At 68.0% G+C, this 22,197-nt stretch carries 28 protein-coding genes; 27 read left to right on the forward strand and 1 reads right to left on the reverse strand.

Translation table 11 applies throughout. The features are described from left to right. From IEY82_RS39745 to IEY82_RS38225, 17 genes are all read left to right on the forward strand, one after another. On the forward strand, window positions 1-1,194 hold a 1,194-nt coding region (locus tag IEY82_RS39745), incomplete at its 5' end, for a sensor histidine kinase (protein WP_229697793.1). Continuing rightward, window positions 1,191-1,613, forward strand: a complete 423-nt coding sequence (locus tag IEY82_RS38150; RefSeq protein ID WP_189129170.1) for a roadblock/LC7 domain-containing protein — start codon at window positions 1,191-1,193, stop codon at window positions 1,611-1,613. The genes IEY82_RS39745 and IEY82_RS38150, both read left to right, overlap by 4 nt. Window positions 1,614-1,669: 56 nt before the next feature. Further along, window positions 1,670-2,026 (forward strand): DUF742 domain-containing protein, encoded by a 357-nt coding sequence (locus tag IEY82_RS38155; RefSeq protein ID WP_189129171.1) that lies wholly within the window; start codon window positions 1,670-1,672, stop codon window positions 2,024-2,026. Then, a complete protein-coding gene (locus tag IEY82_RS38160) occupies window positions 1,980-2,594 on the forward strand; it encodes a GTP-binding protein (RefSeq protein WP_189129172.1) in 615 nt (204 codons plus the stop codon). The genes IEY82_RS38155 and IEY82_RS38160 overlap by 47 nt, the downstream gene beginning before the upstream one ends. Window positions 2,595-2,649: 55 nt before the next feature. Further along, window positions 2,650-4,206 carry a signal recognition particle protein gene (ffh, locus tag IEY82_RS38165; RefSeq protein ID WP_189129173.1) on the forward strand — a complete coding sequence of 519 codons (1,557 nt, stop codon included), beginning with the start codon at window positions 2,650-2,652 and terminating at the stop codon, window positions 4,204-4,206. Window positions 4,207-4,408: 202 nt separating this feature from the next. Then, window positions 4,409-4,849, forward strand: coding sequence for a 30S ribosomal protein S16 (gene rpsP / locus IEY82_RS38170; protein WP_189129174.1), 441 nt, complete (start codon window positions 4,409-4,411; stop codon window positions 4,847-4,849). A 1-nt stretch (window position 4,850) separates the two neighbouring features. Continuing rightward, window positions 4,851-5,096, forward strand: coding sequence for an RNA-binding protein (locus IEY82_RS38175; RefSeq protein ID WP_043634919.1), 246 nt, complete (start codon window positions 4,851-4,853; stop codon window positions 5,094-5,096). 86 nt (window positions 5,097-5,182) lie between these two features. After that, window positions 5,183-5,683: a ribosome maturation factor RimM gene (gene rimM / locus IEY82_RS38180; RefSeq protein WP_189129193.1), complete on the forward strand. Its 501-nt coding sequence runs from the start codon at window positions 5,183-5,185 to the stop codon at window positions 5,681-5,683. Further along, the gene (trmD, locus tag IEY82_RS38185; protein ID WP_189129175.1) at window positions 5,680-6,483 is read left to right on the forward strand and encodes a tRNA (guanosine(37)-N1)-methyltransferase TrmD; all 804 of its coding nucleotides are present in this window, start codon (window positions 5,680-5,682) and stop codon (window positions 6,481-6,483) included. Before rimM ends, trmD begins: the two co-directional genes overlap by 4 nt. A gap of 136 nt (window positions 6,484-6,619) precedes the next feature. Next, window positions 6,620-6,982: a 50S ribosomal protein L19 gene (rplS, locus tag IEY82_RS38190; protein WP_189129176.1), complete on the forward strand. Its 363-nt coding sequence runs from the start codon at window positions 6,620-6,622 to the stop codon at window positions 6,980-6,982. A gap of 191 nt (window positions 6,983-7,173) precedes the next feature. Then, window positions 7,174-8,034, forward strand: coding sequence for a signal peptidase I (lepB, locus tag IEY82_RS38195; protein ID WP_189129177.1), 861 nt, complete (start codon window positions 7,174-7,176; stop codon window positions 8,032-8,034). Next, window positions 8,034-8,627 carry a signal peptidase I gene (lepB, locus tag IEY82_RS38200; RefSeq protein WP_189129178.1) on the forward strand — a complete coding sequence of 198 codons (594 nt, stop codon included), beginning with the start codon at window positions 8,034-8,036 and terminating at the stop codon, window positions 8,625-8,627. The genes lepB (IEY82_RS38195) and lepB (IEY82_RS38200) overlap by 1 nt, the downstream gene beginning before the upstream one ends. A gap of 52 nt (window positions 8,628-8,679) precedes the next feature. Next, window positions 8,680-9,348, forward strand: a complete 669-nt coding sequence (locus tag IEY82_RS38205) for a ribonuclease HII (protein WP_189129179.1) — start codon at window positions 8,680-8,682, stop codon at window positions 9,346-9,348. Window positions 9,349-9,387: 39 nt separating this feature from the next. Next, window positions 9,388-9,714 carry a DUF2469 domain-containing protein gene (locus IEY82_RS38210; RefSeq protein WP_189129180.1) on the forward strand — a complete coding sequence of 109 codons (327 nt, stop codon included), beginning with the start codon at window positions 9,388-9,390 and terminating at the stop codon, window positions 9,712-9,714. A 226-nt stretch (window positions 9,715-9,940) separates the two neighbouring features. Continuing rightward, window positions 9,941-10,294 (forward strand): YraN family protein, encoded by a 354-nt coding sequence (locus IEY82_RS38215; RefSeq protein WP_189129181.1) that lies wholly within the window; start codon window positions 9,941-9,943, stop codon window positions 10,292-10,294. Further along, entirely contained in the window at window positions 10,295-10,570 is a 276-nt protein-coding gene (locus tag IEY82_RS38220; protein ID WP_372459765.1) for a magnesium chelatase domain-containing protein, read from the forward strand. It abuts the gene before it with no gap. Beyond that, a complete protein-coding gene (locus IEY82_RS38225) occupies window positions 10,548-12,026 on the forward strand; it encodes a recombinase family protein (protein ID WP_189129182.1) in 1,479 nt (492 codons plus the stop codon). Before IEY82_RS38220 ends, IEY82_RS38225 begins: the two co-directional genes overlap by 23 nt. Here IEY82_RS38225 and IEY82_RS38230 read toward each other — a convergent pair. Continuing rightward, a complete protein-coding gene (locus IEY82_RS38230; RefSeq protein ID WP_189129183.1) occupies window positions 12,023-12,592 on the reverse strand; it encodes a hypothetical protein in 570 nt (189 codons plus the stop codon). The two genes, IEY82_RS38225 and IEY82_RS38230, sit on opposite strands and share 4 nt — an antisense overlap. A 133-nt stretch (window positions 12,593-12,725) precedes the next feature. On the opposite strand from IEY82_RS38230, the gene IEY82_RS38235 reads away from it, so the two are divergent. The 10 genes from IEY82_RS38235 to IEY82_RS38275 all read left to right on the forward strand — a co-directional run bounded on the left by IEY82_RS38235 (window position 12,726) and on the right by IEY82_RS38275 (window position 22,065). Continuing rightward, window positions 12,726-12,902: a helix-turn-helix domain-containing protein gene (locus tag IEY82_RS38235; RefSeq protein ID WP_189129184.1), complete on the forward strand. Its 177-nt coding sequence runs from the start codon at window positions 12,726-12,728 to the stop codon at window positions 12,900-12,902. Then, window positions 12,902-13,036, forward strand: coding sequence for a hypothetical protein (locus IEY82_RS40070; RefSeq protein WP_263648927.1), 135 nt, complete (start codon window positions 12,902-12,904; stop codon window positions 13,034-13,036). The genes IEY82_RS38235 and IEY82_RS40070 overlap by 1 nt, the downstream gene beginning before the upstream one ends. A 324-nt stretch (window positions 13,037-13,360) precedes the next feature. After that, window positions 13,361-13,564, forward strand: a complete 204-nt coding sequence (locus IEY82_RS38240; protein WP_189129185.1) for a hypothetical protein — start codon at window positions 13,361-13,363, stop codon at window positions 13,562-13,564. After that, window positions 13,513-15,084 (forward strand): AAA family ATPase, encoded by a 1,572-nt coding sequence (locus tag IEY82_RS38245; protein ID WP_189129186.1) that lies wholly within the window; start codon window positions 13,513-13,515, stop codon window positions 15,082-15,084. The genes IEY82_RS38240 and IEY82_RS38245 overlap by 52 nt, the downstream gene beginning before the upstream one ends. Beyond that, complete coding sequence (locus IEY82_RS38250; RefSeq protein ID WP_189129187.1) at window positions 15,081-15,335, forward strand: hypothetical protein; 255 nt, start codon at window positions 15,081-15,083, stop codon at window positions 15,333-15,335. Before IEY82_RS38245 ends, IEY82_RS38250 begins: the two co-directional genes overlap by 4 nt. Continuing rightward, window positions 15,332-15,526: a hypothetical protein gene (locus IEY82_RS38255; RefSeq protein WP_189129188.1), complete on the forward strand. Its 195-nt coding sequence runs from the start codon at window positions 15,332-15,334 to the stop codon at window positions 15,524-15,526. The genes IEY82_RS38250 and IEY82_RS38255 overlap by 4 nt, the downstream gene beginning before the upstream one ends. Window positions 15,527-15,651: 125 nt before the next feature. Then, on the forward strand, window positions 15,652-15,981 hold the full coding sequence (locus IEY82_RS38260) for a helix-turn-helix domain-containing protein (protein WP_189129189.1): 330 nt from the start codon (window positions 15,652-15,654) through the stop codon (window positions 15,979-15,981). Between the two features lie 14 nt (window positions 15,982-15,995). Next, complete coding sequence (locus tag IEY82_RS38265; protein WP_189129190.1) at window positions 15,996-16,733, forward strand: hypothetical protein; 738 nt, start codon at window positions 15,996-15,998, stop codon at window positions 16,731-16,733. Then, window positions 16,733-17,500 carry a hypothetical protein gene (locus IEY82_RS40075; protein WP_189129191.1) on the forward strand — a complete coding sequence of 256 codons (768 nt, stop codon included), beginning with the start codon at window positions 16,733-16,735 and terminating at the stop codon, window positions 17,498-17,500. The genes IEY82_RS38265 and IEY82_RS40075 overlap by 1 nt, the downstream gene beginning before the upstream one ends. Before the next feature lie 695 nt (window positions 17,501-18,195). Next, window positions 18,196-22,065: an NlpC/P60 family protein gene (locus tag IEY82_RS38275; RefSeq protein ID WP_189129192.1), complete on the forward strand. Its 3,870-nt coding sequence runs from the start codon at window positions 18,196-18,198 to the stop codon at window positions 22,063-22,065. The last annotated feature ends 132 nt before the right edge of the window (window positions 22,066-22,197 follow it).

Consider the following 22,197-nt stretch of genomic DNA (forward strand, 5'->3'; position numbering starts at 1 on the left):
GCCGAGCTGGTGGAGAACGCGCTGTCGTTCTCTCCCCGCGAGACCCGCGTGACCATCTCCGGCAGCCGCATCGACGGCGGCGGCGTGATGCTGTCGATCACCGACTCCGGCATCGGCATGACCCAGGAGGAGCTGGTCCTGGCCAACGAGCGCCTGCTCGACGCGCCGACCATGGACGTGTCGGTGTCGCGCCGGATGGGCCTGTTCGTGGTCGCCCGTCTGGCGCACCGGCACGGCATCCGGGTGCAGCTGCGCCCGCACGGCGGCGGCGGGCTCACCGCGATGGTGCTCGTACCCGAGAGCCTGCTCGGCGCTCAGCCGCCCGCCTACGCGGGCACCCAGGGCTCCGGCAGCCGCGACGAGTCCTACGCGTCCGCCGCCCAGTCCGTCGGCTCGGCGTCCCAGTGGCCGGCGAACTCCTTCCAGATGGGCCCCGACCACCCCTCCTACCCGTCCAGCCCGCAGAGCCCGCCCGCGCCGACGCCGGAGCCGGTCGGCGCCTGGCAGTCCATGCCCCAGTGGCCCTCCGCAGGGGGCAACTGGCCCTCCGACCCCCGGTCCGGCAGCGGCGGCTACGACACCTCCGACGTCTGGGTGCCATCACGCGGCACCGGCGGCACCGGCGGCACGGGAGGTACGGGCGGCAGCGGCTGGACGGGCGAGGGCGGCGGGCTGCCCAAGCGGCCCGCCTCCGCCGGTGAGCCGCCCAGCTGGGGTGACGCCGGCTCCGCACGCTCCACCTCCAGGTACGACTTCCCGGAGACCGAGGCCGCGGCCACCGGCCCGATCCCGGTGGTGAACACGCCGCCGTCGGCCGGTGACGAGTACCTCCCGATCTTCGCCTCCGTCGAGTCCGCCTGGTTCGAGCAGAGCGAGACCGGCGCCACCTGGGGATCGGCCAAGGCCGACGCCGGATGGAGCGCGGCCAAGGCCGTGGTGGAGCCGGTGCGTGACGGGGCGACGGCTTCGGGGCTGCCGAAGCGGGTGCCGAAGGCGAACCTGGTGCCGGGTTCGGCGGACACAGCGTCGGCGCCGAAGGGCGTGACCCCGATGCCGTCGGTGTCGCCCGACCGGGTCCGCAGCAGGCTGTCCAGTTTCCAGCAGGGATTCCGGGCGGCGCGCGACGACATCAGCGAAGGCAAGGCCTACCCGTCCGGTCCGAGGAATGTTGAGAGCAGGGAGGAGGGCGTATGAACGACCTGAGTCACTCCGCGCGCGGTGTCGACTGGTTGATCACTGATTTCGTCAGCACCGTTCCGGGCGTCGCCCACGCCGTCGTCGTCTCATCCGATGGTCTGCCGCTCGCGGCCTCGTCGGGATTCCCGGCCGACCGCGCCGACCAACTGGCCGCGATCGCCTCGGGGCTGGTGAGCCTGACACAGGGCGCGTCCCGGGTGTTCGAGGGTGGCATGGTCAATCAGACGATCGTGGAGATGCAGCGCGGGCTGATGCTGATCATGTCGATCAGTGACGGCTCGTGCCTGGCGGTTCTCGCCGCTCCCGACTGTGACATGGGGTTGGTGGCCTATCAGATGACGCTCATGGTGGATCGCGCCGGACAGGTGCTCACTCCCGCGGTACGCGCCGAACTGCGCGCTACCCAGTCCAGGTGATGTAGGTGACGGACCCTAGATGGAACACCGGCGGCTGGGAGCCTCAGCCTCCGCCCATGGCGCCACCGGTCTCCGACCCGGCCTCGCCCGTACGCCCCTACGCCGTGACGGGCGGTCGCACCGCCCCGCGCCTGAAGCTGGCCATGGAGGCCCTTGTTTCGTCGGCGACGGCTGAGCATCGGGAGTTCTCGCATATCACGCCGGAGTATCAGGCGATCAGTCAGTTGTGTCGGCAGGTTCGGTCGGTGGCCGAGGTGTCGGCGCTGTTGCGGATTCCGCTGGGTGTGGTGCGGGTGTTGATCGCTGATATGGCGGCCGAGGGTCTGGTTCGGGTGCATCAGCCGCAGTTGGATGCCGGTAGGCCAGATGTCAACCTGCTGGAAAGGGTGCTCAGTGGACTTCGCAGGCTCTAGTCCGGGCCTTACCTCGACGAAGATCGTGGTGGCCGGTGGTTTCGGCGTGGGCAAGACGACGTTCGTCGGTGCGGTGTCGGAGATCATGCCGTTGACGACCGAGGCGGTGATGACGGACGCGTCGGCGGGGATCGATGATCTGGGGATGACGCCGTTGAAGTCGACCACGACGGTGGCGATGGACTTCGGGCGGGTGTCGCTGGATCGCGACCTGATCCTGTATCTGTTCGGTACGCCGGGTCAGCATCGGTTCTGGTTCATGTGGGACGACCTGGTGCGTGGGGCGATCGGCGCGGTGGTGCTGGTGGACACGCGCAGGCTGGCCGACAGTTTCCCGGCGATCGACTACTTCGAGGAGGCGCAGTTGCCCTTCGTGGTGGGCGTCAACGGCTGGGACGGTCAATATGCGCACAGTGACGGGGAGGTGCGCGACGCCCTGACGCTGGCGCCGCACATTCCGCTGATCCGGCTGGACGCCCGCTCGAAGGACTCGGTCAAGAGCGCGTTGATCAATCTCGTGGAACACGCGCTCACCGTCCGGATGGCCGTGCCCGGCTGGAGCGGCTAGCGAAGCGGATAGGCTGAGCACAGACCTATTTTCGCTTCGAGGACTGGCCAACCACGTGTTCGAGACGCTATCCGACCGGCTGACATCGGTCTTCTCCTCCCTCCGATCCAAGGGTCGGCTGTCCGACGCCGACATCGACGCCACCACCCGCGAGATCCGCATCGCGCTGCTCGAGGCCGATGTCGCGCTGCCGGTGGTCAAGGCATTCGTCGCCCAGGTCAAGGAACGCGCCCGCGGCGCCGAGGTCTCCCAGGCGCTCAACCCGGCGCAGCAGGTCGTGAAGATCGTCAATGACGAGCTGATCGAGATCCTCGGCGGCGAGACACGCCGGCTCCGCCACGCCAAGACCCCGCCGACCGTGGTCATGCTCGCGGGTCTGCAGGGCGCCGGCAAGACCACGCTGGCGGGCAAGCTCGCCAGGTGGCTGCGCGAGCAGGGCCACACGCCGATGCTCGTCGCCGCCGACCTCCAGCGGCCCAACGCCGTGCAGCAGCTCCAGGTCGTGGGCGAGCGCGCGCAGGTCGCCGTCTACGCTCCCGAGCCGGGCAACGGCGTCGGCGACCCGGTCGAGGTCGCCCGCCGCTCGATCGACGAGGCCAAGCGTCAGCAGTACGACATCGTCATCATCGACACCGCCGGCCGTCTCGGCATCGACCAGGAGATGATGCGGCAGGCCGCCGACATCCGCGACGCGGTCACGCCCGACGAGGTCCTGTTCGTGGTCGACGCCATGATCGGCCAGGACGCCGTGACCACGGCCCAGGCCTTCATGGAGGGCGTCGGCTTCGACGGCGTCGTGCTCACCAAGCTCGACGGCGACGCCCGGGGTGGCGCCGCCCTGTCGGTCCGGCACATCACCGGCCGGCCGATCATGTTCGCCTCCACGGGCGAGAAGCTCGAGGACTTCGACGCCTTCCACCCCGACCGGATGGCCTCCCGGATCCTCGACATGGGTGACATCCTCACCCTGATCGAGCAGGCCCAGAAGACGTTCGACGAGGACCAGGCCGCCAAGATGGCGGGCAAGCTCACCTCGGGCGAGAGCTTCACGCTGGACGACTTCCTCGAGCAGATGATGATGGTCCAGAAGATGGGCCCGATCAAAAACCTGCTCGGCATGATGCCCGGCATGGGGCAGATGCGCGACCAGCTCAACTCCATCGACGACCGCGACCTCGACCGCATCGCGGCCATCATCCGGTCGATGACGCCCGCCGAGCGTCAGGACCCCAAGATCATCAACGGTTCGCGGCGGGCCCGCATCGCGGCCGGCTCCGGCGTGACGGTCAGCGCGGTCAACAACCTGGTCACCCGCTTCTTCGAAGCCCAGAAGATGATGAAGCGCATGGCCGGCGGGATGGGCATCCCCGGCATGCCGGGCGGGCGAGGCAAGGCGACCAAGGCCCAGAAGAAGGGCAAGAAGGGGCGCCGCGTGAGCGGAGACCCGCGCAAGGCCGCCCTCGGCAAGGCGTCCTCCGCCTCCGACGAGACCGAGCCCGCGCCGTCCAAGCAGGGCGGAGTGCTCGGCAACCTCGGCGGCAAGCTGCCGCCGGGCATGCAGCTCCCGCCCGGGTTCGACCCCTCCAAGCTCAACCTCCCCGGCCCGAAGTAGCCGCCCCAGGGGCGGGCCGGCGTGCGGGTCGCGTCGCTGACAGTGGCCCGCGTCTGGCACAATGGCATGTTGGAACATCGTGGCCAGGTGGGTGCCCTCTCACCTCCCGCCGGTCGCGCCTGTCCCTGGAGCGAGCATCCCGTCGTGCCCCACTCGATGAGGTGCCGCTCACCCGCGCTCGAATGCAGGAGAGACCACACCCGTGGCAGTCAAGATCAAGCTCAAGCGGCTCGGCATGATCCGCAACGCTCAATACCGCATCGTCGTCGCCGACAGCCGCACCAAGCGTGACGGCCGGGCGATCGAAGAGATCGGCCTGTACCACCCGAAGGAAAACCCTTCGCGCATCGAGGTCAACGCCGAGCGCGCGGCCTACTGGCTGGGTGTCGGCGCGCAGCCGACCGAGCCGGTGCTCAAGCTGCTCAAGCTCACCGGCGACTGGCAGAAGTACAAGGGCGAGCCCGCCCCTGCACCGATGAAGGTCGCCGAGCCGGCGCCCGACCGTCACGCCGTCTACGAGGCCGCGGCCAAGGAGGCGCTGTCCGGTGGAGACACCGGCTCGGTCGCCACCACGCCCAAGAAGGCCAAGAAGAAGGAAGAGGCAGAGGCCCCCGCCGAGACCCAGGCCGAGGGCGAGGCCTGACGTGCTCGAGGAGGCTCTCGAGCACCTCGTCAAGGGCATCGTCGAACATCCAGACGATGTCCGGGTCCGCGCTCGCCGCATTCGCAGCGGGCGCGTCCTGGAGGTCCGGGTGCACCCCGAGGACCTGGGTAAGGTCATCGGTCGCGGCGGGCGCACCGCCAAGGCGCTGCGCACGGTCGTGAACGCCCTGGCCGACGGGAAGTACGTACGGGTCGATCTGCTCGATCTGCACGAAGCAGTCCGTTAGCGTCAGGTCATCGCGCCCTCATCGGTTTCGTCCGGTGGGGGCGCTTGCGGTTGGAAAAGGGTTCACGGTTGGAAGGGTAGGTGCACGTGCAGTTGGTCGTCGGCCGGATCGGCCGTCCCCACGGGGTTCGCGGAGAAGTGACCGTGGAGGTGCGCACCGACGATCCTGAGCTGCGTCTCGCCGTGGGCGCGTCCGTCGAGACCGACCCCGCCGACAGGGGTCCGCTCGTCATCGAGAGCCGCCGCTGGCACAAGAGCATGCTGCTGCTCGCCTTCGCCGGGGTCACCGACCGCGGCGCCGCCGACGAGTTGCGCGGCACCATGCTGGTCATCGACTCGGCCCAGGTGGCGCCGTCCGACGACCCCGACGAGTTCCACGACCACCAGCTGATCGGGCTCACCGTCGAGACCGGCTCGGGCGAGGTCGTCGGCGAGGTCACCGACGTGCTCCACCACGGCCAGGACCTGCTCGTCGTACGTCGTGGCGGTCAGGACGACGCGCTCATCCCGTTCGTCAAGCCTCTCGTGCCCGAAGTCGACCTGGAGGGCGGCAGGCTCGTGGTCACACCGCCCGAGGGGCTGCTGTGACGCGCGCACCCGAGGGCGGCACGCGGCTCGACATCATCTCGATCTTCCCCGAGTACTTCGCGCCGCTGGACGTCTCGCTGATCGGCAAGGCCCGGGAGCGCGGCATCCTCGACGTACGGCTGCACCAGTTGCGTGACTGGGCGCACGACGTGCACAAGACCGTCGACGACACCCCCTACGGCGGGGGGCCCGGCATGGTCATGAAGCCCGAGATCTGGGGCGCGGCCATCGACACGGTGATCGGTGACGGCGCCCCCCGGATGATCGTGCCCACGCCGAGCGGCAGGCCCTTCACGCAGGAACTGGCCCAGGAGCTGGCGGCCGAGCCCTGGTTGCTGTTCGCGTGCGGCCGCTACGAGGGCATCGACTCGCGCGTCATGCTCGAGTACGGCGCCCGCCTGCGGGTCGACGAGGTGAGCATCGGCGACTACGTGCTGGCCGGGGGAGAGGTGGCGGTGCTGGTGATGGTGGAGGCCATCGGCAGGCTGTTGCCCGGCGTGCTGGGCAACGTCCACTCGGCCGTCGACGACTCGTTCGCTCCGGGCGCCATGCGCAATCTGCTCGAAGGCCCCGTCTACACCAAGCCGCCGGTCTGGCGAGGGCACGAGGTGCCGGCCGTGCTCCTGTCCGGCCACCACGGCAAGGTGGCCAGGTGGCGCAGGGACGAGGCGCTGCGCCGGACGATCGCCAACCGGCCCGACCTGGTGGCGGCGATCGACCCCGAGACGCTCGACAAGCGCGACCGCGAGCTCCTCGACGAGCTCTCGTTTCGCTTCGGGCCGGAAGATATGGCAAACTGAAGCGCTGCCAACCGTCTTACGGTTGGTCTGTCATGCCTGGGAAACGTCCCGGGTTCATCACATCAGCAGGCGTGTCCGCCGCGAGCCATGGCCGGGTGGACCTCCGCGTGCTCGCGAGACTTTGAGGACATCTCTCATGCACACGAAGATCCAGGAGCTCGAGAAGGCGACCCTGCGCAGCGATGTGCCGGACTTCCGTCCCGGCGACACGCTCGAGGTTCACGTCCGCGTCATCGAGGGCAACCGCTCCCGCGTCCAGGTGTTCAAGGGCTTCGTGCTCCGCCGTCAGGGCAGTGGCGCGCGCGAGACCTTCACGGTCCGCAAGGTCAGCTACAGCGTCGGCGTCGAGCGCACCTTCCCGGTGCACAGCCCGATCATCGAGAAGATCGTGCTCGTGACCCGCGGTGACGTCCGCCGGGCCAAGCTCTACTACATGCGTGACCTGCGCGGCAAGGCCGCTCGCATCCGCGAGAAGCGTGAGGCGGCGCCCGCCAAGTAGCGATCCGTCCCCGGCCGGATGGTGGCCGGGTCACCGGATCGTCTTTTACGTACAGGCTCCGCCGAATGGCCCGCGTGATGCGCGGGCCATTCGGCTTTGCTACGGCGTTTCCTTTATGTGGAGCGACCCGGGCGCGGGTGTAGCCTCGGTCGAGGCTCGTCGGGCCGGTGCATCCTCTAGGCTCGTCAGCGATGACTAGCGAGAGTCAGGAGCACGGCGCGGCGCGCCGCCCTGCCAAGGACGAGGTGGACGTGGTCGCCGAAGAGACTCAGAAACCAGCCAAGGGCGCCAAGAAGGACAAGAAGGGGTCGTTCTGGAAAGAACTTCCCGTCTTGGTAGTCGTGGCGCTGGTGCTGGCGCTGATCATCAAGACCTTCGTGATCCAGGCCTTCTACATCCCCTCCGAGTCGATGGAGAACACTCTCCTCAAGAACGACCGGGTCCTGGTCAACAAGCTCGTCTACCACACGCGCGACATCGAGCGCGGTGACGTGGTGGTGTTCTCCGGCGTCGACTCCTGGGACGGAGAGTTCCAGCTGGAGGAGCCGTCCAACCCGGTCGCGGCCTTCTTCCGCTGGGTCGGCACCGCGTTCGGCGTGGTGCCCGGCGAGAAGGACTACATCAAGCGGGTCATCGGCGTCGGCGGCGACAACGTCAAGTGCTGCGACTCCAAGGGGCGCATCACCATCAATGGGGTCCCCATCGACGAGGGCGGCTACCTCTACCCCGGCAACGAGCCTTCTGACAGGTTCTTCGACGTCAAGGTGCCCGAGGGGCGGCTCTGGGTGATGGGCGACCATCGTCTGGTCTCCCTCGACTCACGGGCTCACCAGGGTGATCCCGGCGGCGGTTCGATCCCCGAGAGCCAGGTCATCGGACGGGCGTTCGTGATCGTGTGGCCGTTCAACAGGGCCGGCACGCTGCCCATCCCCGACACGTTCGCGCAGCCGGCTCTCCAGGCGCTCGGCGGGGCGGTCCCGTTGGTCGCGGGGTTCGCGCTGGCCGTACCCTTGGTTCTGGTTCGTCGGCGGCTGCTCGTCAAGAAGCGCTGATGGCCGACACCAAGAAGGCGGAGGCAGTGCAGGAGAAGAAGAAAAAGAGCACCTTCCGTGAGACGGTTCTCCTGCTGGTGCTGGGCGTGGGCATCGCCTTGGTGCTGCAGCAGTTCGTGGTCGGGTCGTTCTACATCCCCTCCGAGTCGATGGAGAACACCCTGCAGATCAACGACCGGGTGTTCGTCAACAAGCTCGCGGGCAAGCCCGAACGCGGTGACATCGTCGTCTTCAAGGGCTGGAACGGCGAAGACACCATCAAGCGGGTCATCGGCGTCGGTGGTGACAAGGTGGCGTGCTGTGACTCCAAACGACGGATCACGGTCAACGGCACACCGCTGGAGGAGTCGCCCTACCTCTATCCCGACGACTATCCGTCCGGCGACGAGTTCAAGGTGACCGTGCCCGCAGGCAAGCTCTGGTTGATGGGTGACCATCGCAGTGCCTCGGCCGACTCGCGCAGCCACATGCAGGAGCCCGGTGGGGGGTTCATCTCCGAGGACGCGGTGGTGGGCAAGGCGGTGCTGCGCTACTGGCCGCTGTCGCGAGGGCTGATCTTCACCAAGCCCGAGACCTTCGACAAGGTCAAGTAGGCGTGCTTTCGGTCGCGGTTTGCGGTGATTGAGGCGTACGCTGCCTCTTGTCATGACAGTTGTGTTCCGCCCTCGACCGAGCGTCGTCCGGCGCGATTCCGGACTCTACGCCTATGAGCGAGCGCTGGCCCGCCGCGGCCTGACCCCGATCGCGGGCGTCGATGAGGCGGGCCGGGGGGCCTGCGCCGGCCCGCTGGTCGTCGCCGCGGTCATCCTGCGCCGGCGGATCGACGGGCTCGGCGACTCGAAGCTGCTCACGCCCGCCGTACGAGAGCGGCTCTACGAGCAGATCATGCGATCGGCGGACATCGGCATGGTGGTCATTCCGCCGGGGGAGATCGACGCCAGAGGCCTGCACAAGAGCAACGTGTCCGGAATGCGGCGCGCGGTCGCGCAATTGCCCCGTGACCCTGGGTACATCCTCACGGATGGCTTCCCGGTGCCGGGATTGCCGGCTCCGTCGCTGGCGGTGTGGAAGGGGGATCAGGTGGCGGCGTGCATGGCCGCAGCGTCGATCGTGGCCAAGGTGACCAGGGACCGGTTGATGGTCGCGCTGGACACCGAATTTCCTTTTTACGGCTTTGCCGACCATAAGGGGTATGTCACGGCAAACCACCGCTTGGCGCTGGCGACGTACGGCCCGTGCTCGCACCACCGATACTCGTTCGTCACGGTGGCAAGGGAGATGGGCGAGAATGAAATGGGGGCCGGGGTTGCCTGACCAGGCAAACCGGGGGACCGGTACGACAGGAGGACCGCGATGAGCGCAGAGGATCTCGAAAAGTACGAAACCGAGATGGAGCTGCAGCTTTACCGCGAATACCGCGATGTCGTCGGGCTGTTTACGTATGTCGTGGAGACGGAGCGGCGCTTCTACCTGACCAACTCCGTGGACCTCGATGTCCGCACCGCCGAGAACGGTGATGTGTTCTTCGACGTGAAGATGCAGGACGCCTGGGTTTGGGACATGTACCGACCGGCGCGGTTCGTGAAGAACGTCCGCGTGGTCACGTTCAAGGACGTCAATGTCGAAGAGCTGGCCAAGGCCGATCTGGAGATGCCCAAGGAGGGGTTCTCAGGGTCCTGAGCCCGCCGGTTCCGGGGGGTGACGCGGTCGTGGACCGCGTCCTGCGACCTGGTCCCGTCATTCGATCGGTCCTGTGCGGGGGCGGCGGATGACGGCCGGGTGACGACCGGTCGTTCGCCGGGCGATGTCCACAGGCACGCGGCCGGCCGCCGGGTTATCCACAGAATGGAGTTCGGCTCGTAAGGGCTCACCGCGGGTGCGCGAAGGTCGTGCCCGGAGGTGCTACATGGCCGCGAGAAACGCACTCGGCAGGCACGGCGAGCAACTGGCCGTCGACTATCTCACGTCCGAGGGCATGACGATCATCGAGCGCAACTGGCGCTGCTCTCACGGTGAGATCGACATCATCGCCGAAGACGGTCCCGCCCTGGTCGTGGTGGAGGTGAAGACCCGGTCGGGGCGCTCACACGGCACGGCTCTCGAATCCGTGCGACCGGCCAAGCTGGCCAGGCTGCGCCTGCTGGCCGCCAGGTGGCTGGCCGGTCAGCCCCGCACGTTCCCCGTCGTCAGGGTCGACGTGGTCGCCCTGGAGCGGTTCGCGGGCGACTACTCCCTGCGTCATGTCCGGGGGGCGTTCTAGATGACAGTGGCACGCACCCGCAGCGTGGCCCTGGTCGGCGTGACGGGCCGCACGGTCGAGGTCGAGGCCGACGTGGGCAACGGCCTGGCGGGCATCCACCTCATCGGGCTGCCCGACACCGCGCTGAGCGAGTCGCGCGAGAGGGTCAGATCGGCGACGGTCAACAGCCGGTTCCCCTGGCCCGACGCCCGCATCACCGTGAGCCTCTTCCCGGCCAGCCAGCCCAAGCGCGGCAGCCAGTTCGACCTAGCGATTGTCAAGCTGTGGCATACTTAACGCTGTGCAACGTGACGCGATCATCTATGTCCGCATCAGTCGAGACCGCATCGGCGCAGGTCTAGGCGTTGAGAGGCAGCGAATCGACTGCGAAAACCTCGCCGAACGTCTCGGCTGGAACGTCGTCGCGATCTACGACGACAACGACCTGTCCGCCTACAGCGGCAAGCCTCGCCCCGGGTACCGCCGCATGCTCGAAGATCTCAAGGCGAGCGTGGCCACTGGCGTGCTCGCCTGGCACACCGACAGACTTCACAGGTCACCCACGGAGTTAGAGGAGTACATCCAAGTCGTGGAGCGCCACGGCGTCGACACACAGACCGTGAAGGCCGGGCAGCTCGACCTGTCCACGCCGGCGGGCCGGATGAACGCCCGCAACCTGGGCAACTTCGCACGATACGAGGTGGAGCACATGGCAGAGAGGCAGCAGGCCAAGAAGGTCCAGAAGGCCGCGGCCGGCCAGTGGCTCGGCGGTCGCCGTCCGTTCGGTTTCGAGCCGGACGGGGTGACCGTACGCCCAACGGAAGCGGCAGAGCTGAACGCCAGGGGAGACGACATCCTCGCCGGGATGAGCATGCATGCCATTGCGCGCGACTGGAACGCCCGTGGAGTGACGACCGCCACCGGCGGCCAGTGGACGCCCAACGCCGTCCGCCGGGTGTTCCTGCGGCCACGTAACGCCGGGCTGATGGAACATCGCGGCGAGATCGTCGGCCCCGCCGAGTGGCCGGCGGTCATCGAGGAGACGAAGTGGAGAGCGATCGTCGCCCTCATCAACGACCCGTCACGGCGCACGACTCCCGGGCCGCGGCGCCGCTGGCTCGGGTCAGGGCTGTACGAGTGCGGCATCTGTGTCGAGGCCGGAGCGGAGAAGACCACGGTCGTCGCTGCTACAGCCGGACTCAGCACGGGCGGCGAGCGCAAGACCGTGCCGTCCTACCGGTGCGCCGACAGCCGTACTCACGTCGCCCGCAACCCTGAACACCTCGACCGATACGTGACCATGCTCGCCGTCGAATGGCTGTCTCGCCCCGGCGCCGTCGAGGCGTTCGAGCGTAGGGGAGACGACGGTCAGGGGCAGGCTCGCGTCCTCGAACGCGAGGCCCTGCGGATCCGCGACAACGAAGCCGCCGAGATGTTCGCGGAAGGCAAGATGACCAAGGCGCAGTTGATCGCCGCCAATGAGAAGACCGCGGCGAGGCGGGCGGAGCTCGACCGGGCCGACGCCGCCGCGGCGAGGGTGACCGCGCTCGCCCCGTTCCGGAAGGGCGACCCTCAAGCGGTCTGGGATGGGCTCGACCTGGAGCGGCGGCGCGCGGTCATATCGGAGATCATGCGCGTGATCATCCTGCCCAGCCATAAGGGGCGCCCTCGCGGGTGGACTCCCGATTACGGCAAGGAATGGGGCTACTTTGACCCGGATGGGGTCAGGATCGAGTGGAGGAGCCCGGCTTAGGTCCTTCGGCGACCGTCCGTGACCTCTGGCAGCATTCCGAGGTCACGGGCCCTCCGGATGTAGTTGCCGGCCATGCGTGGGCTGACGTTGAACGAGCGCTGGACTGCCACGGTTGGGCTCTTGCCGGCGTTGTCCTTGTAGACCCTGGCTACCTCGGCAAGAAACTCGGGGGTGATCTTCCGCGCCCCCTTGCCCTTACGCGCGTCGGCGATCATCCGCAGGGTCTCAACGTGCGCTTTCTCTCCGATCTCCTTGACGGCCGTAATGTGCCCTTCCCCCTCAAAAATCACGCGCGTAGCGAAGAGCGCGAAGACCTCTTCGACCATCTCGGCGATACCGATTCCGCGCAGGTCGAGTTGCTTCACCTCTCTGCCGCCCTCGACGCTCGCGATAGCGATCTCGCGGCATTGCGGGATGCCGCCGACAACCTCCAGACGAGCGGTGAACCGAGGCTGACTGCCGTCCCCTGGCAAGACCACGTCAATCCGCTGGGGTAGTAGGCGATCGCCCACACGTACGAGCGGGGTATCGGGCTGCCTCTCGGCATAGCCGAACTCGAACTTCACGCGTTCCCTCAACACCCCACCACGCTAGCAGTTTTACGGATCGGCACTGTGCAGACTTTGATTGGCACCTAAGTCGGCACTGTGCGCTACGCTCGTGATGCACGCAATCCACGTGATGTGTCAGGAGGGGCGTATGTCTCAGGACTTACTGTCCAAGGAAGTTGCGGAGCGGTTCCGCGTTGACCCGTCCACCATTCGTCGTTGGCTGTACGCAGGCAGGCTCAAGGGCCACCGCTACGGCCGCGACTGGAGGTTCCCGCTCGCCGAGGTCGAGCGGCTGGAGGCCGAGGCCAGGGGCGAGGTCGCCTGATGTTCGACATGGCCGCGCATGTGAAGGCGCTCGTCGACCAGGCACCGCCGCCGACCCCCGAGCAGATCGCCCGCCTGCGGCTGATCCTCATGGGTTCCGAGATCAAGGGGGAGGGCGTCGATGTCGCCGCCTAACGAAAAGAGCGGTTCCCGAGCCACCGGGAACCGCCCGAACACCCAGCAGGGCGTTAACGACACTCTCAAGGTACAGCCCACCCCCGACGCGCGCCACGCTAACCGGCAGACTTCCCTGCCGATCGTTCCCGCGCTGGCCTTTCCGCCCGCTCCGGGCCTTAAGCAGGGTCTCCTGCTGGTCGAGAGCTGCCCCCGGTGCGGCTGGTGGCACCGACACACCAGCGGGTGGCCCACGAACAAGCTCCTGTCCAAGCGCGGCAAGTGCGGCCAGGCGTACGAGCTGGTGCCGTACGTGCGGCGCAAGCGCGGAAGGCGGGCCGCGTGATGAGCGACGTCGACAAGATGCGCGAACTCCTCGCGGACTACGAGAGCCAGCGCCAGCGCGAGAGCAGCGCGTTTGAGGAGGGGTTCCGCCTCGGATGGGAGCACGGTCTCGACGTTGGTCGCGGTCAGGCCGAAGTCGAGATCGAGGCCGCATGGGTCGCCCTCGCCGAGAAGGTTCGCAAGCTTGGGAAGGGTGGGGCGTGACCGACTCCTGTCGTTGCGGCGCCCTCCTGGTCGAACTGGTCGACCAGGACGGTTCGTATGAAGCCTGCCCCATCTGCAGGCAGGAGCCCGACGCTTGCGCATGCGAGGTGGTGAAGAAGACCACGACGGCCGAGGAGCCGTTCACTCGGCGTATCAAGCTCACCTCCGCATCCGAGATCGAACCCGAGCCGGTCATGTGGGCGTGGGAGGAGAGCGGCGCGGGCCGCATCCCCGCAGGCTCTCTGTCGGTGGCGGCCGGCAGGGAAGGCACCGGCAAGTCCAGCTTTGGTATCTGGATGGCCGCGGGCATCACCACGGGCACGCTGTCCGGCCCCATGTTCGGCAGGCCCACTGACGTGATCTACGTGGCGGTTGAGGACTCGTGGAAGTTCACCCTTGTTCCCCGGCTCATCGCGGCGGGGGCGGACCTCGCTCGGGTTTGGCGTGCCGAGGTCGAGACGGCCGAACTTGAGATCGGCGTTCTCAGCCTGCCGACCGATCTCAGCATGCTTGAGGCCACCGTCACCGAGTACGGCGTCAAGCTGATCGTCCTCGACCCGCTGTTGAGCCTCATCGGCGAAGGGATCGACACCCACAAGTCACGGCCCGTGCGGACCGCCCTCGACCCGCTCGCGGCTCTCGCTGACCGGACGGGCGCGGTGGTGCTGGGCATCGCCCACTTCAACAAGGGCGCCGGGTCCGACCCGTCGAGCTTGATCACGGGAAGCGGCGCCTTCAAGGACGTACCCCGCTCCATCTTCGGCTTCGCCGTCGACCAGGAAGACGGGTCGCGGGTCATGACCCAGACCAAGAACTCGCTCGGGAAGCTCGACCTGCCCAGCCTCGCCTACCGGATCGACTCAGCGAAGATCGAGACCAGGAAGGGCGTTGCCGACGTCGGCAAGTTCGTGTTCGACGGCGAGGCCGCCCGGTCGGTGCAGGACATCCTGTCCGCTGGCGGTGGCGACGGGGATCAGCGTCAGGACAAGGCCGACACCGAGGCGTTCCTTCTGGACGAACTCCGGGGCAAGTGGCGGAAGACGACCGAGATTCAGGAGGCCGCCAAGCACAGGCTCCTCATCTCGGAGAGCACCCTCAACCGGGCTCGACGCAAACTGAAGATCGTGTCGCAGCAGTTCTCTACCGGCAGGGACGGCAAGAAAGAGTGGTGGCTGGCGCTGCCCGCCGAGGTCGCGACGCTTCCCGAACCTCAGGGTGTCACCGAAGCCGAGACTGACGCGCAGGGTGTCACCCCTGACGCCTCTACCAGGGCAGATAGTCAGGGTGCCACGCAGCTTGACGTCACACAGGGATGGCACCCTGACACCCTGACCCCCGACTCTGAGCCTGTAGCCGTCAGCTCCGAGCAGCCCGTCAAGCCTCGCAACGTACGGCCGAAGTGCCAGAACCCCAAGTGCCGCAAAGCCGTGCCGAAGGGCTCCCGCTCCGACCGCAAGTTCTGCTCGGGAGCGTGCAAGACCGCAGTCAACGCCAAGCGCAGCAAGGAGAACCCCTCATGACCAACATCAACCAGTTCGCCACGATCACGCCCGCCACCGCCCGCGAGATGTGCGGCGACATCCTCTGCTACGTCCAGGCCGGCCAGTCGGACCCCGTCCTCTACCGGATGGTCTCGGACCTCTACAACGTCCTCGACCAGAGCGAGCTCAACGCCCTCGCCGACGCCGAGGACCTGACGGCCTGCCCGGAGAACTGCCCGCGCTGCTCGGGTGAGGAGTCGCCGACCGTCGCCACCGAGGAGACCCCGTGACCCTGCCCAACCCGGCGGACTACGGGCTGACTCCCGAGCAGGCCGACGCCTGCATAGACCAGGTCCTCGACCAACGCGCCGAAGCGATCGTTGACGGCATCATGGAGAGCTTCGCCCGCATGCCCGTCATGACACCCCGCGTCGCCCTCGCCCTGGCCCGCCGACTCCAGCGCAGGTACGGCAGCGAGTGAACCACCAGCACAACCCGGAGCAGGCCGGGAAGGTTGCCTTCCCGGCCCCTCAGGCGAGCCCGAATGGTGTAGATGCCGCCCGTCTGCCTGAGCAGCAGACCTCAATCAGCCTGCGCACCCTGGCCATGGTTGTGGACCGGGCCAGGGTGCGCCGAGCGCTGGTCAACCACCGGGCAGACCCCGGCAGATACGCCGAGCTGACCACGCTGGCCGAACTCCTCGCAGGGCTCACCATCGCCAACCAGGCCGGTTTAACGGATTCAACCGAAATGGCCGTAACGGACACCCCTGGAGGATCGTCGCTCCTGACGGTCGCAGAAGCCGCGGCCGTCGCCGGAGTGACGAGAGCAGCCCTCTACCGGGCCGTATCAGAAGGCCGCCTGATCGCGGCCACGAACAGGCCCTACCTCATCGCCCCGGCCGCCCTCGCGGCCTACCTACGGAAGGCCGCCTGACCGCAGGAGGCCCCGTGACCGACCCCGGCCAGCAGTTCGCCCAGTGGTTCGCCGGCCAGCGACACACCCGCACCCGCATGGGCAACGCAGCCAGCCCCGGCGCCATCCCCGAAGGCACCGACCTACAGGCCACCACACAGGCCGCCGTCGACGCCCAACTCGCCGGCACCCACGCCGAGCACACCCGCCGCATCGACAACATCCGAGCCCGCACCGCCCCCACGGACCAGGCCCGCCGAGTCGGCCTAGCCCGCGCGCACAGAGACGCCAAGCGGGAACGGGCACGGCTCCGCGAACAGGCACTCGAAGACCTCGAAGAGGCCCGGTTCGTCCTCGAATCCAAGCTGTACGGCTCCGGCGGACACGCCCCCACCAACCTCGAAGCAGACCGGCGCCGACAGGCCCAGCTCGACGCCGCCGAGCTCAACGACCCGCGCGAAGCCGCCCACGCCCTCAAGATCGCCCACCGCAACGGCGACCGGATCGCCGCACAGGCCATCTTCGAACGGGCCGCCGCCCTCGAAACATCCATCGTCGGCGGGGCTGTTTGGTCACCCATCGTCCGCCAGTACGTCGAGCGCAACCCGCGAGCAGCCGAAGACCTCAACCATCTGCGCAGCCTGCCCAACCTCGGCGACGCCCGGACCCGCATGGCTTTCGAAGCCCGCTACCTCGTGCAAGCCCCCGACGAACTCGCCGGCCTGTCCGATGGCCAGATCGACCAGCTCGCCGCCACCGAGATGGCCGACTGATGCACATCTCCTACACCACCGCCCGGCGCGCCCTGGCCGCCGCGCGGGAACACGGGCTCGACATCCCCGCGGCCGTCGACGACGCCGAGCGCGCCGCCGCCGTCATCCGCAACATTGGCCACACCCCGGACAGCCCCAGCGTGCCCGCCGACCCCCAAGCGATGCGCCAGGCCCTCGCCGAGCACGCCGACGCCATCCAGCACGCCCGAGCGACCGGCCGCGCCGCCGCCGACCTCTCCCGCCACGTACAGCCCATGGTCGTACGGACCATCGCCGACGCCGCCCCCGCATGGGTGGACGAACTCGCCGGCCGGTTCGCCGACAGCCGCGACGCCCTCGCCGACGCCCTCGACGACATCCCGCCCGGAGTCGACGACACCATGCTTCACCGCATCCCCGCCGCGGTGTTCGCATCCTGGCAGCGCGCCGCCGGCCACGCCCGCCAGCTCGACGACCTCACGGCCGCGCGCAACACGATCGCCTCGGCAGCAGGCGAGCAGGGGACAAGAGACCGAGACCTGTGGGCCGCCGTCGAGCTGCCGCCCGTGGGAGACGGTCGCGCCTTCACCTTCCAGCACGCCCCCGCGCTCAGGCAGTGGCGAGAGAACAGACGGCAGCCCGTCACCAAGTGGCGAGCCGTCCTCGACCACGAGCCCTTCACTATCAGCCTCGCCCTGGTGGGCCAGGTCGAGCAGCGCGTGACCCTCTGGCAGCAGTGGAGCGACGCAGCCCAGCGACGCCATCAGCGCATCTTCAGCAGGGCCTAGCCATGCGCTGGACCTCGGCAACCCGCAACACAGCAGCCCCATGGGCCAGCACCGTGCAAGCCGCCAGACGCAGCGACCAGCGACGCCCCAGAGCGAAGGAGAGCAGCATGCCGCGCCGACCCCCAGACGACCCCGCACGACTCCGAATCGAGAACGGCTCATGGCGCACCACGCCCAGGCCAACAGATTGGGGATCACGTGTCGCATACGTCCTACAGCGCGACAAGGTGTGCCAGTGGCCTCAGGGCTGCGACGAGACAGAGGACCTTGAGGTAGACCACGCCGAAGACGCCGACGATCACAACGTCGACCACCTCAGGGCACTGTGCCACCGCCACCACGCCTACAGGACAGCACAGCAGGCCAAGGCACGCCGGCCAAGGATGCGACGCGACCCCGAACGACACCCAGGTTTGCGCTACGACGACGACCCCGAGGACGCCGCCTAATGACCCGAATGTCCGAAATGGGCGGTATAGGTGGGGATGTGCCCCTATACCCGGAATGTCCGAGCCCGAATGGTGTACGGTCCGTGGCTCCGTACGGGTCTGGGGCTTGTGCCTGACCTGCGCTAACGCACGCGCAGTGCGTCTCAACCCCCCGCTTAGTTCGCTGTTTTCCCAGGTCAGAACGCTAAAGCGTTACAGCTGGTCGGCCTGGAGTCGAGGGGGCTGGTAGCCCCAGGGGGTTGAGTGATGGCTGAGTTTCAGGCCGGCGAGGTTGTCGTCCCGGTCGTCCCGTCTGCGGACGGGTTCTTGAAGACGCTGAAGAAGCAGATCTTCGGCCAGGTCTACAGCGCGGGTGCGGAGATCGGCAAGGAGCTGCAGCGAGGCATCTCCGACCAGCTCAAGGGCGTCTATGAGCCGCTGAAGGAGCAGACGAAGAAGCAGAAGGCGCCGGCGCAGAAGGACGGCGCCGAGGTGGGTGGCGCGTTCGCTTCGGGCTTCAAGAAGCGGCTGGAAGCCGCACTGAAGTCGCTGCCGAAGGTCGAGCTGGACGCGGACGCGAGCGAGGCGCAGAGGCGCGTCCAGGAGTTGCGGGCGCAGATGGCGACGCTGGCCGACAAGAAGATCGGTGTCGACATCGACGCCGCCGCGGCCACGGCGGAGCTGCGCACGCTACAGACGCAGCTCAAGACGCTGGAAGACACGACCGACGTTCAGGTTCGGGCCGATGTGACTGCGGCGCTGACGCAGCTTGCCGCCCTGGATGTCGAGGTGACGAAGCTTGAGACCGCGTCGGCAACGGTCGAGGTGGACGCGGACGCTGCTGGGGCTCAGACGGAGCTGGCGGCCGTCGAGGTCGCGGTTGCTCGCGTGGATGGCCGTACGGCGAACGTGCGGGTCGACGTGGACGCCGTTGCCGCCCTGGCGCAACTCGGCATGGTGTCGGCGGCTCTGGCCGCAATGCCTGCGGTGGCCGCGCTCGGGTTAGGTGCTGGCGGTCTGGCGGGTGCGGCGGTGGCGGCCGGTGTGGGCGTTGGCGCGCTCGCGGCGGTGGCGGTGCCGTCACTTCAGCGCATCTCGGAGGCGACGAAGGCGAACGAGGCCGCGAGCAAGGCCGCCCAGTCCGCTACGGCGAGCGCGGCCGGTACGGCGCAGCAGGCCGCCATCTCGGCGCTGAACATGGCCGCCGCCGAGGAGCGGGTCGTGGACGCCAAGCGGGCGGCCAAGTCCGCCGAGGAAGACTTGACCAGGGCCCGGCAGGAAGCCAAGCGCGCCGCCGAGGACCTGAACCGGGCGGTCACGAACTCGGCACTGTCTCAGGAAGACGCCGCCCTGGCCGTCCGGGAGGCTGAAGCCGAACTGGAGCGGGTTCGCGCCGACCCGAAGTCGACGGACTTGCAGCGGGAACGCGCGGAGCTGGCGCATCGGCAGGCCGTGGCCAGGCTGGAAGACGAGCAGGTACGCGGTAAGCGGCTGGCCGCGGAGAAGAAAGCCGCCGACAAGGCGGGCATCGAGGGCTCGAAGCAGGTCGTGGCCGCCCGCGACAAGATCGCCCAGGCGAACAAGCGGGTCGAGGACGCCGAACGCGCACTGAAGGTGATGCAACTCCAGTCCGTAGCCGCCGCGAAGCAGCAGGCCGCGGCTCAGCGAGGCACGGTCGCCGAGATGGTGAAGCTGTCGCCGGCCGCGGCTAAGGCCGCGCGGCAGATCGGCGCGTTCAAGGATGCGTACCTCGCGTGGCAGACGAAGCTTGAACCGGCGGTGCTGCCCGCCGTAACGGGTGGGCTGAAGGTGCTGCAAGGGTTGTTCGCGCCGCTCACTCCGGTGATCAAGGGCGTTTCGGGTTCGCTGGTCGGGCTGGAGAAGGACGCGAGCAAGGCGCTCGGCGGATCGTTCTGGCAGTCGTTCTTCAAGGACCTGTCGACGGCGGCGCCGACCGCTGTGACCGGGCTGGGTAAGTCGCTCGGGAACGTGACGACCGGCGTCGCTGGGATGATCAAGGCTTTCCTTCCCTTCGTGCCGACGATCGTCGGCGGGATCGAAAAGGCGACCGCCGCGTTCTCGAAATGGGGTCAAGGGCTCGGTAAGTCGAGCGGCTTTCAGACGTTCATCAACTACGCCAAGACGTACGGCCCGATGGTCTGGCAGACGATCAAGAATCTCGCGGCGGCCGGCCTCAACCTGGTCAAGTCGCTGGCGCCGCTCGGCGGTACGGCGCTGGCCGGCATCTCCGGTCTGGCGTCCGCTGTCGCCCAGCTCGACCCGCAGGTTCTCCAGGCGATCGTGCTGGGAGTCGGCGGTCTGGCCGCGGGCATCAAGGTCGCCAGTACCGCCATGACGATCTTCAACGCGGTGATGCGGGCCAACCCCATCGGGTTGATCATCACGGCTATCGGGCTGCTGGTGGCGGCGCTCGTGTACGCCTACCAGAACTCCGAGACGTTCCGGAACATCGTTCAGGCAGCGTTCCAGGCCATCTCGGCGGCGATCTCGTGGGCGTGGGAGAACGTGATCCAGCCTGCCATGACGCTGCTCGTGGCCTACTGGAAGAACGTGCTCGGGCCGGTGATCGCGTGGCTGTGGGAGAACGTCGTCAAGCCCGCCTGGGATGCGATCTCCAAGGCGATCCAGTGGGCGTGGCAGAACGTCATCTTGCCTGCCGTGACGCTGCTGGTCGCCTACTGGAAGAACATCCTCGGGCCGGTGATCCTCTGGCTCTGGGAGAAGATCATCCAACCGGCGTTCAAGAAGATCGGCGAGTTCATCGCGTGGGCATGGAACAACGTGATCAAGCCCGCTGTGACCGCGCTACGGGACTTCGTGGTAAACACGCTGGCCCCGAAGGTGCTCTGGTTCCACGACACCATCGTGAAGCCGGTGTTCAAGGCGGTCGGCGAGGCTATCGCGTTCGCCTGGGAGAAGGTCATCAAGCCCGCGTTCAGCGCCTTGTGGACGTTCATCTCCGAGACGGTCCCGAACGGCTTTAAGAAGGGTGTCGAGCTGATCGGCAAGTTCTGGGATGGGCTGAAGGAGATCGCGAAGAAGCCGGTCAACTTCGTGATCGAGACCGTCTACAACAACGGGATCGTCAAGCTGTGGAACACGGTGGCGGACGCGCTCGGGCTGAAGGACATGAAGCTGACGCCGCTGCCCGCTCTGGCCACGGGCGGAGTACTGCCCGGCTATACGCCGGGCCGGGACACGATGGTCGCGGCGGTGTCGGGCGGCGAGGCCGTCATGCGTCCGGAGTGGACGCGGGCGGTCGGCTCCGACTTCGTGCACCAGGCCAATGCAGCTGCCCGGCACGGCGGCGTGTCGGGTGCGTCGGGCTTCATGCGCGAGCGGTTCGCCGGCGGATTCGCGACCGGCGGCATCATCGGTGACGTGCTGGCGAAGGGCGTCAAGGTTGGCGCTGAGGCGTTCCTCAACCCGATCCTCGACCAGGCGGCGAAGGCGATGGGTGGTTCCCAGTGGGGGCAGATGCTCACCGCCTGGCCGAAGAAGATGGTCGCCGACGTGGTCAAGTTCCTGGAAGGCAAGGAAGCCGCTCAGGGTGGCGCCGGCGCCGGGAAGGCTCTCGCGTTCGCTCGCGCGCAGATCGGCAAGCCGTACCAGTGGGGCGGCACCGGACCGGGCTCGTTCGACTGCTCAGGCCTCACTATGAGGGCGTGGCAGGCCGCAGGCCGCGGCGACATCCCGCGCACGTCGCAGCAGCAAATGGGATGGGTGAAGCAGATTGCCAAGCCGGTGCCGGGAGCTCTCGGGTTCCCGCATCCGGGGCATGTCTGGCTGTACGCCTCACCGAACACCATCGTCGAGGCTCCGCAGACCGGGCTGAAGGTGCGCGAGGTGGCCGCACGCGCGGCGCAGCTCGTGGGCGTACCTCCGGCGACCTACGACTCGGGCGGGTTCCTGCCGACCGGTCACAGCCTGGTCTACAACGGCACCGGCGCTCCGGAACGCGTGCTCACCGACCAGCAGTGGGACTCCCTCGCCGGGGGCGCCCAGGGCGGCGATGGGCCGATGCTCAACGTGGAGAACTTCCACGCGACCCCGGAGCAGTCGCCGAGCGTCATCGCGCGAGAGCTGTACTGGCTATCCAAGAGCAGGCCCCGCTGAGAGTTTCGCGAGCCTCTTACGCGCGGGTGCGCGTGGTGGACGCCGGCCCTGTCCCGTCCTGTCCGCAGTGCACGGGACAGGGCCGGCAACCCCAGCGAGCGACAGGCGTGCACGCTCCCGGGGGGCTTGGTC

The sequence above is a fragment of the Nonomuraea cavernae genome (assembly GCF_014646355.1).
GTDB classification, from domain to species: domain Bacteria; phylum Actinomycetota; class Actinomycetes; order Streptosporangiales; family Streptosporangiaceae; genus Nonomuraea; species Nonomuraea cavernae.

What these genes read in the sequence shown, in the direction of transcription:
- IEY82_RS38150 (WP_189129170.1), top strand. Translation starts at nt 1,191, where the DNA reads ATGAACGACCTGAGTCACTCCGCGCGCGGTGTCGACTGGTTGATCACT.
- IEY82_RS38155 (WP_189129171.1), top strand. Translation starts at nt 1,670, where the DNA reads ATGGCGCCACCGGTCTCCGACCCGGCCTCGCCCGTACGCCCCTACGCC.
- IEY82_RS38160 (WP_189129172.1), top strand. Translation starts at nt 1,980, where the DNA reads ATGTCAACCTGCTGGAAAGGGTGCTCAGTGGACTTCGCAGGCTCTAGT.
- rplS (WP_189129176.1), top strand. Translation starts at nt 6,620, where the DNA reads ATGCACACGAAGATCCAGGAGCTCGAGAAGGCGACCCTGCGCAGCGAT.
- lepB (WP_189129177.1), top strand. Translation starts at nt 7,174, where the DNA reads ATGACTAGCGAGAGTCAGGAGCACGGCGCGGCGCGCCGCCCTGCCAAG.
- lepB (WP_189129178.1), top strand. Translation starts at nt 8,034, where the DNA reads ATGGCCGACACCAAGAAGGCGGAGGCAGTGCAGGAGAAGAAGAAAAAG.
- IEY82_RS38205 (WP_189129179.1), top strand. Translation starts at nt 8,680, where the DNA reads ATGACAGTTGTGTTCCGCCCTCGACCGAGCGTCGTCCGGCGCGATTCC.
- IEY82_RS38210 (WP_189129180.1), top strand. Translation starts at nt 9,388, where the DNA reads ATGAGCGCAGAGGATCTCGAAAAGTACGAAACCGAGATGGAGCTGCAG.
- IEY82_RS38215 (WP_189129181.1), top strand. Translation starts at nt 9,941, where the DNA reads ATGGCCGCGAGAAACGCACTCGGCAGGCACGGCGAGCAACTGGCCGTC.
- IEY82_RS38220 (WP_372459765.1), top strand. Translation starts at nt 10,295, where the DNA reads ATGACAGTGGCACGCACCCGCAGCGTGGCCCTGGTCGGCGTGACGGGC.
- IEY82_RS38235 (WP_189129184.1), top strand. Translation starts at nt 12,726, where the DNA reads ATGTCTCAGGACTTACTGTCCAAGGAAGTTGCGGAGCGGTTCCGCGTT.
- IEY82_RS40070 (WP_263648927.1), top strand. Translation starts at nt 12,902, where the DNA reads ATGTTCGACATGGCCGCGCATGTGAAGGCGCTCGTCGACCAGGCACCG.
- IEY82_RS38240 (WP_189129185.1), top strand. Translation starts at nt 13,361, where the DNA reads ATGAGCGACGTCGACAAGATGCGCGAACTCCTCGCGGACTACGAGAGC.
- IEY82_RS38245 (WP_189129186.1), top strand. Translation starts at nt 13,513, where the DNA reads ATGGGTCGCCCTCGCCGAGAAGGTTCGCAAGCTTGGGAAGGGTGGGGC.
- IEY82_RS38250 (WP_189129187.1), top strand. Translation starts at nt 15,081, where the DNA reads ATGACCAACATCAACCAGTTCGCCACGATCACGCCCGCCACCGCCCGC.
- IEY82_RS38260 (WP_189129189.1), top strand. Translation starts at nt 15,652, where the DNA reads ATGGTTGTGGACCGGGCCAGGGTGCGCCGAGCGCTGGTCAACCACCGG.
- IEY82_RS40075 (WP_189129191.1), top strand. Translation starts at nt 16,733, where the DNA reads ATGCACATCTCCTACACCACCGCCCGGCGCGCCCTGGCCGCCGCGCGG.
- IEY82_RS38275 (WP_189129192.1), top strand. Translation starts at nt 18,196, where the DNA reads ATGGCTGAGTTTCAGGCCGGCGAGGTTGTCGTCCCGGTCGTCCCGTCT.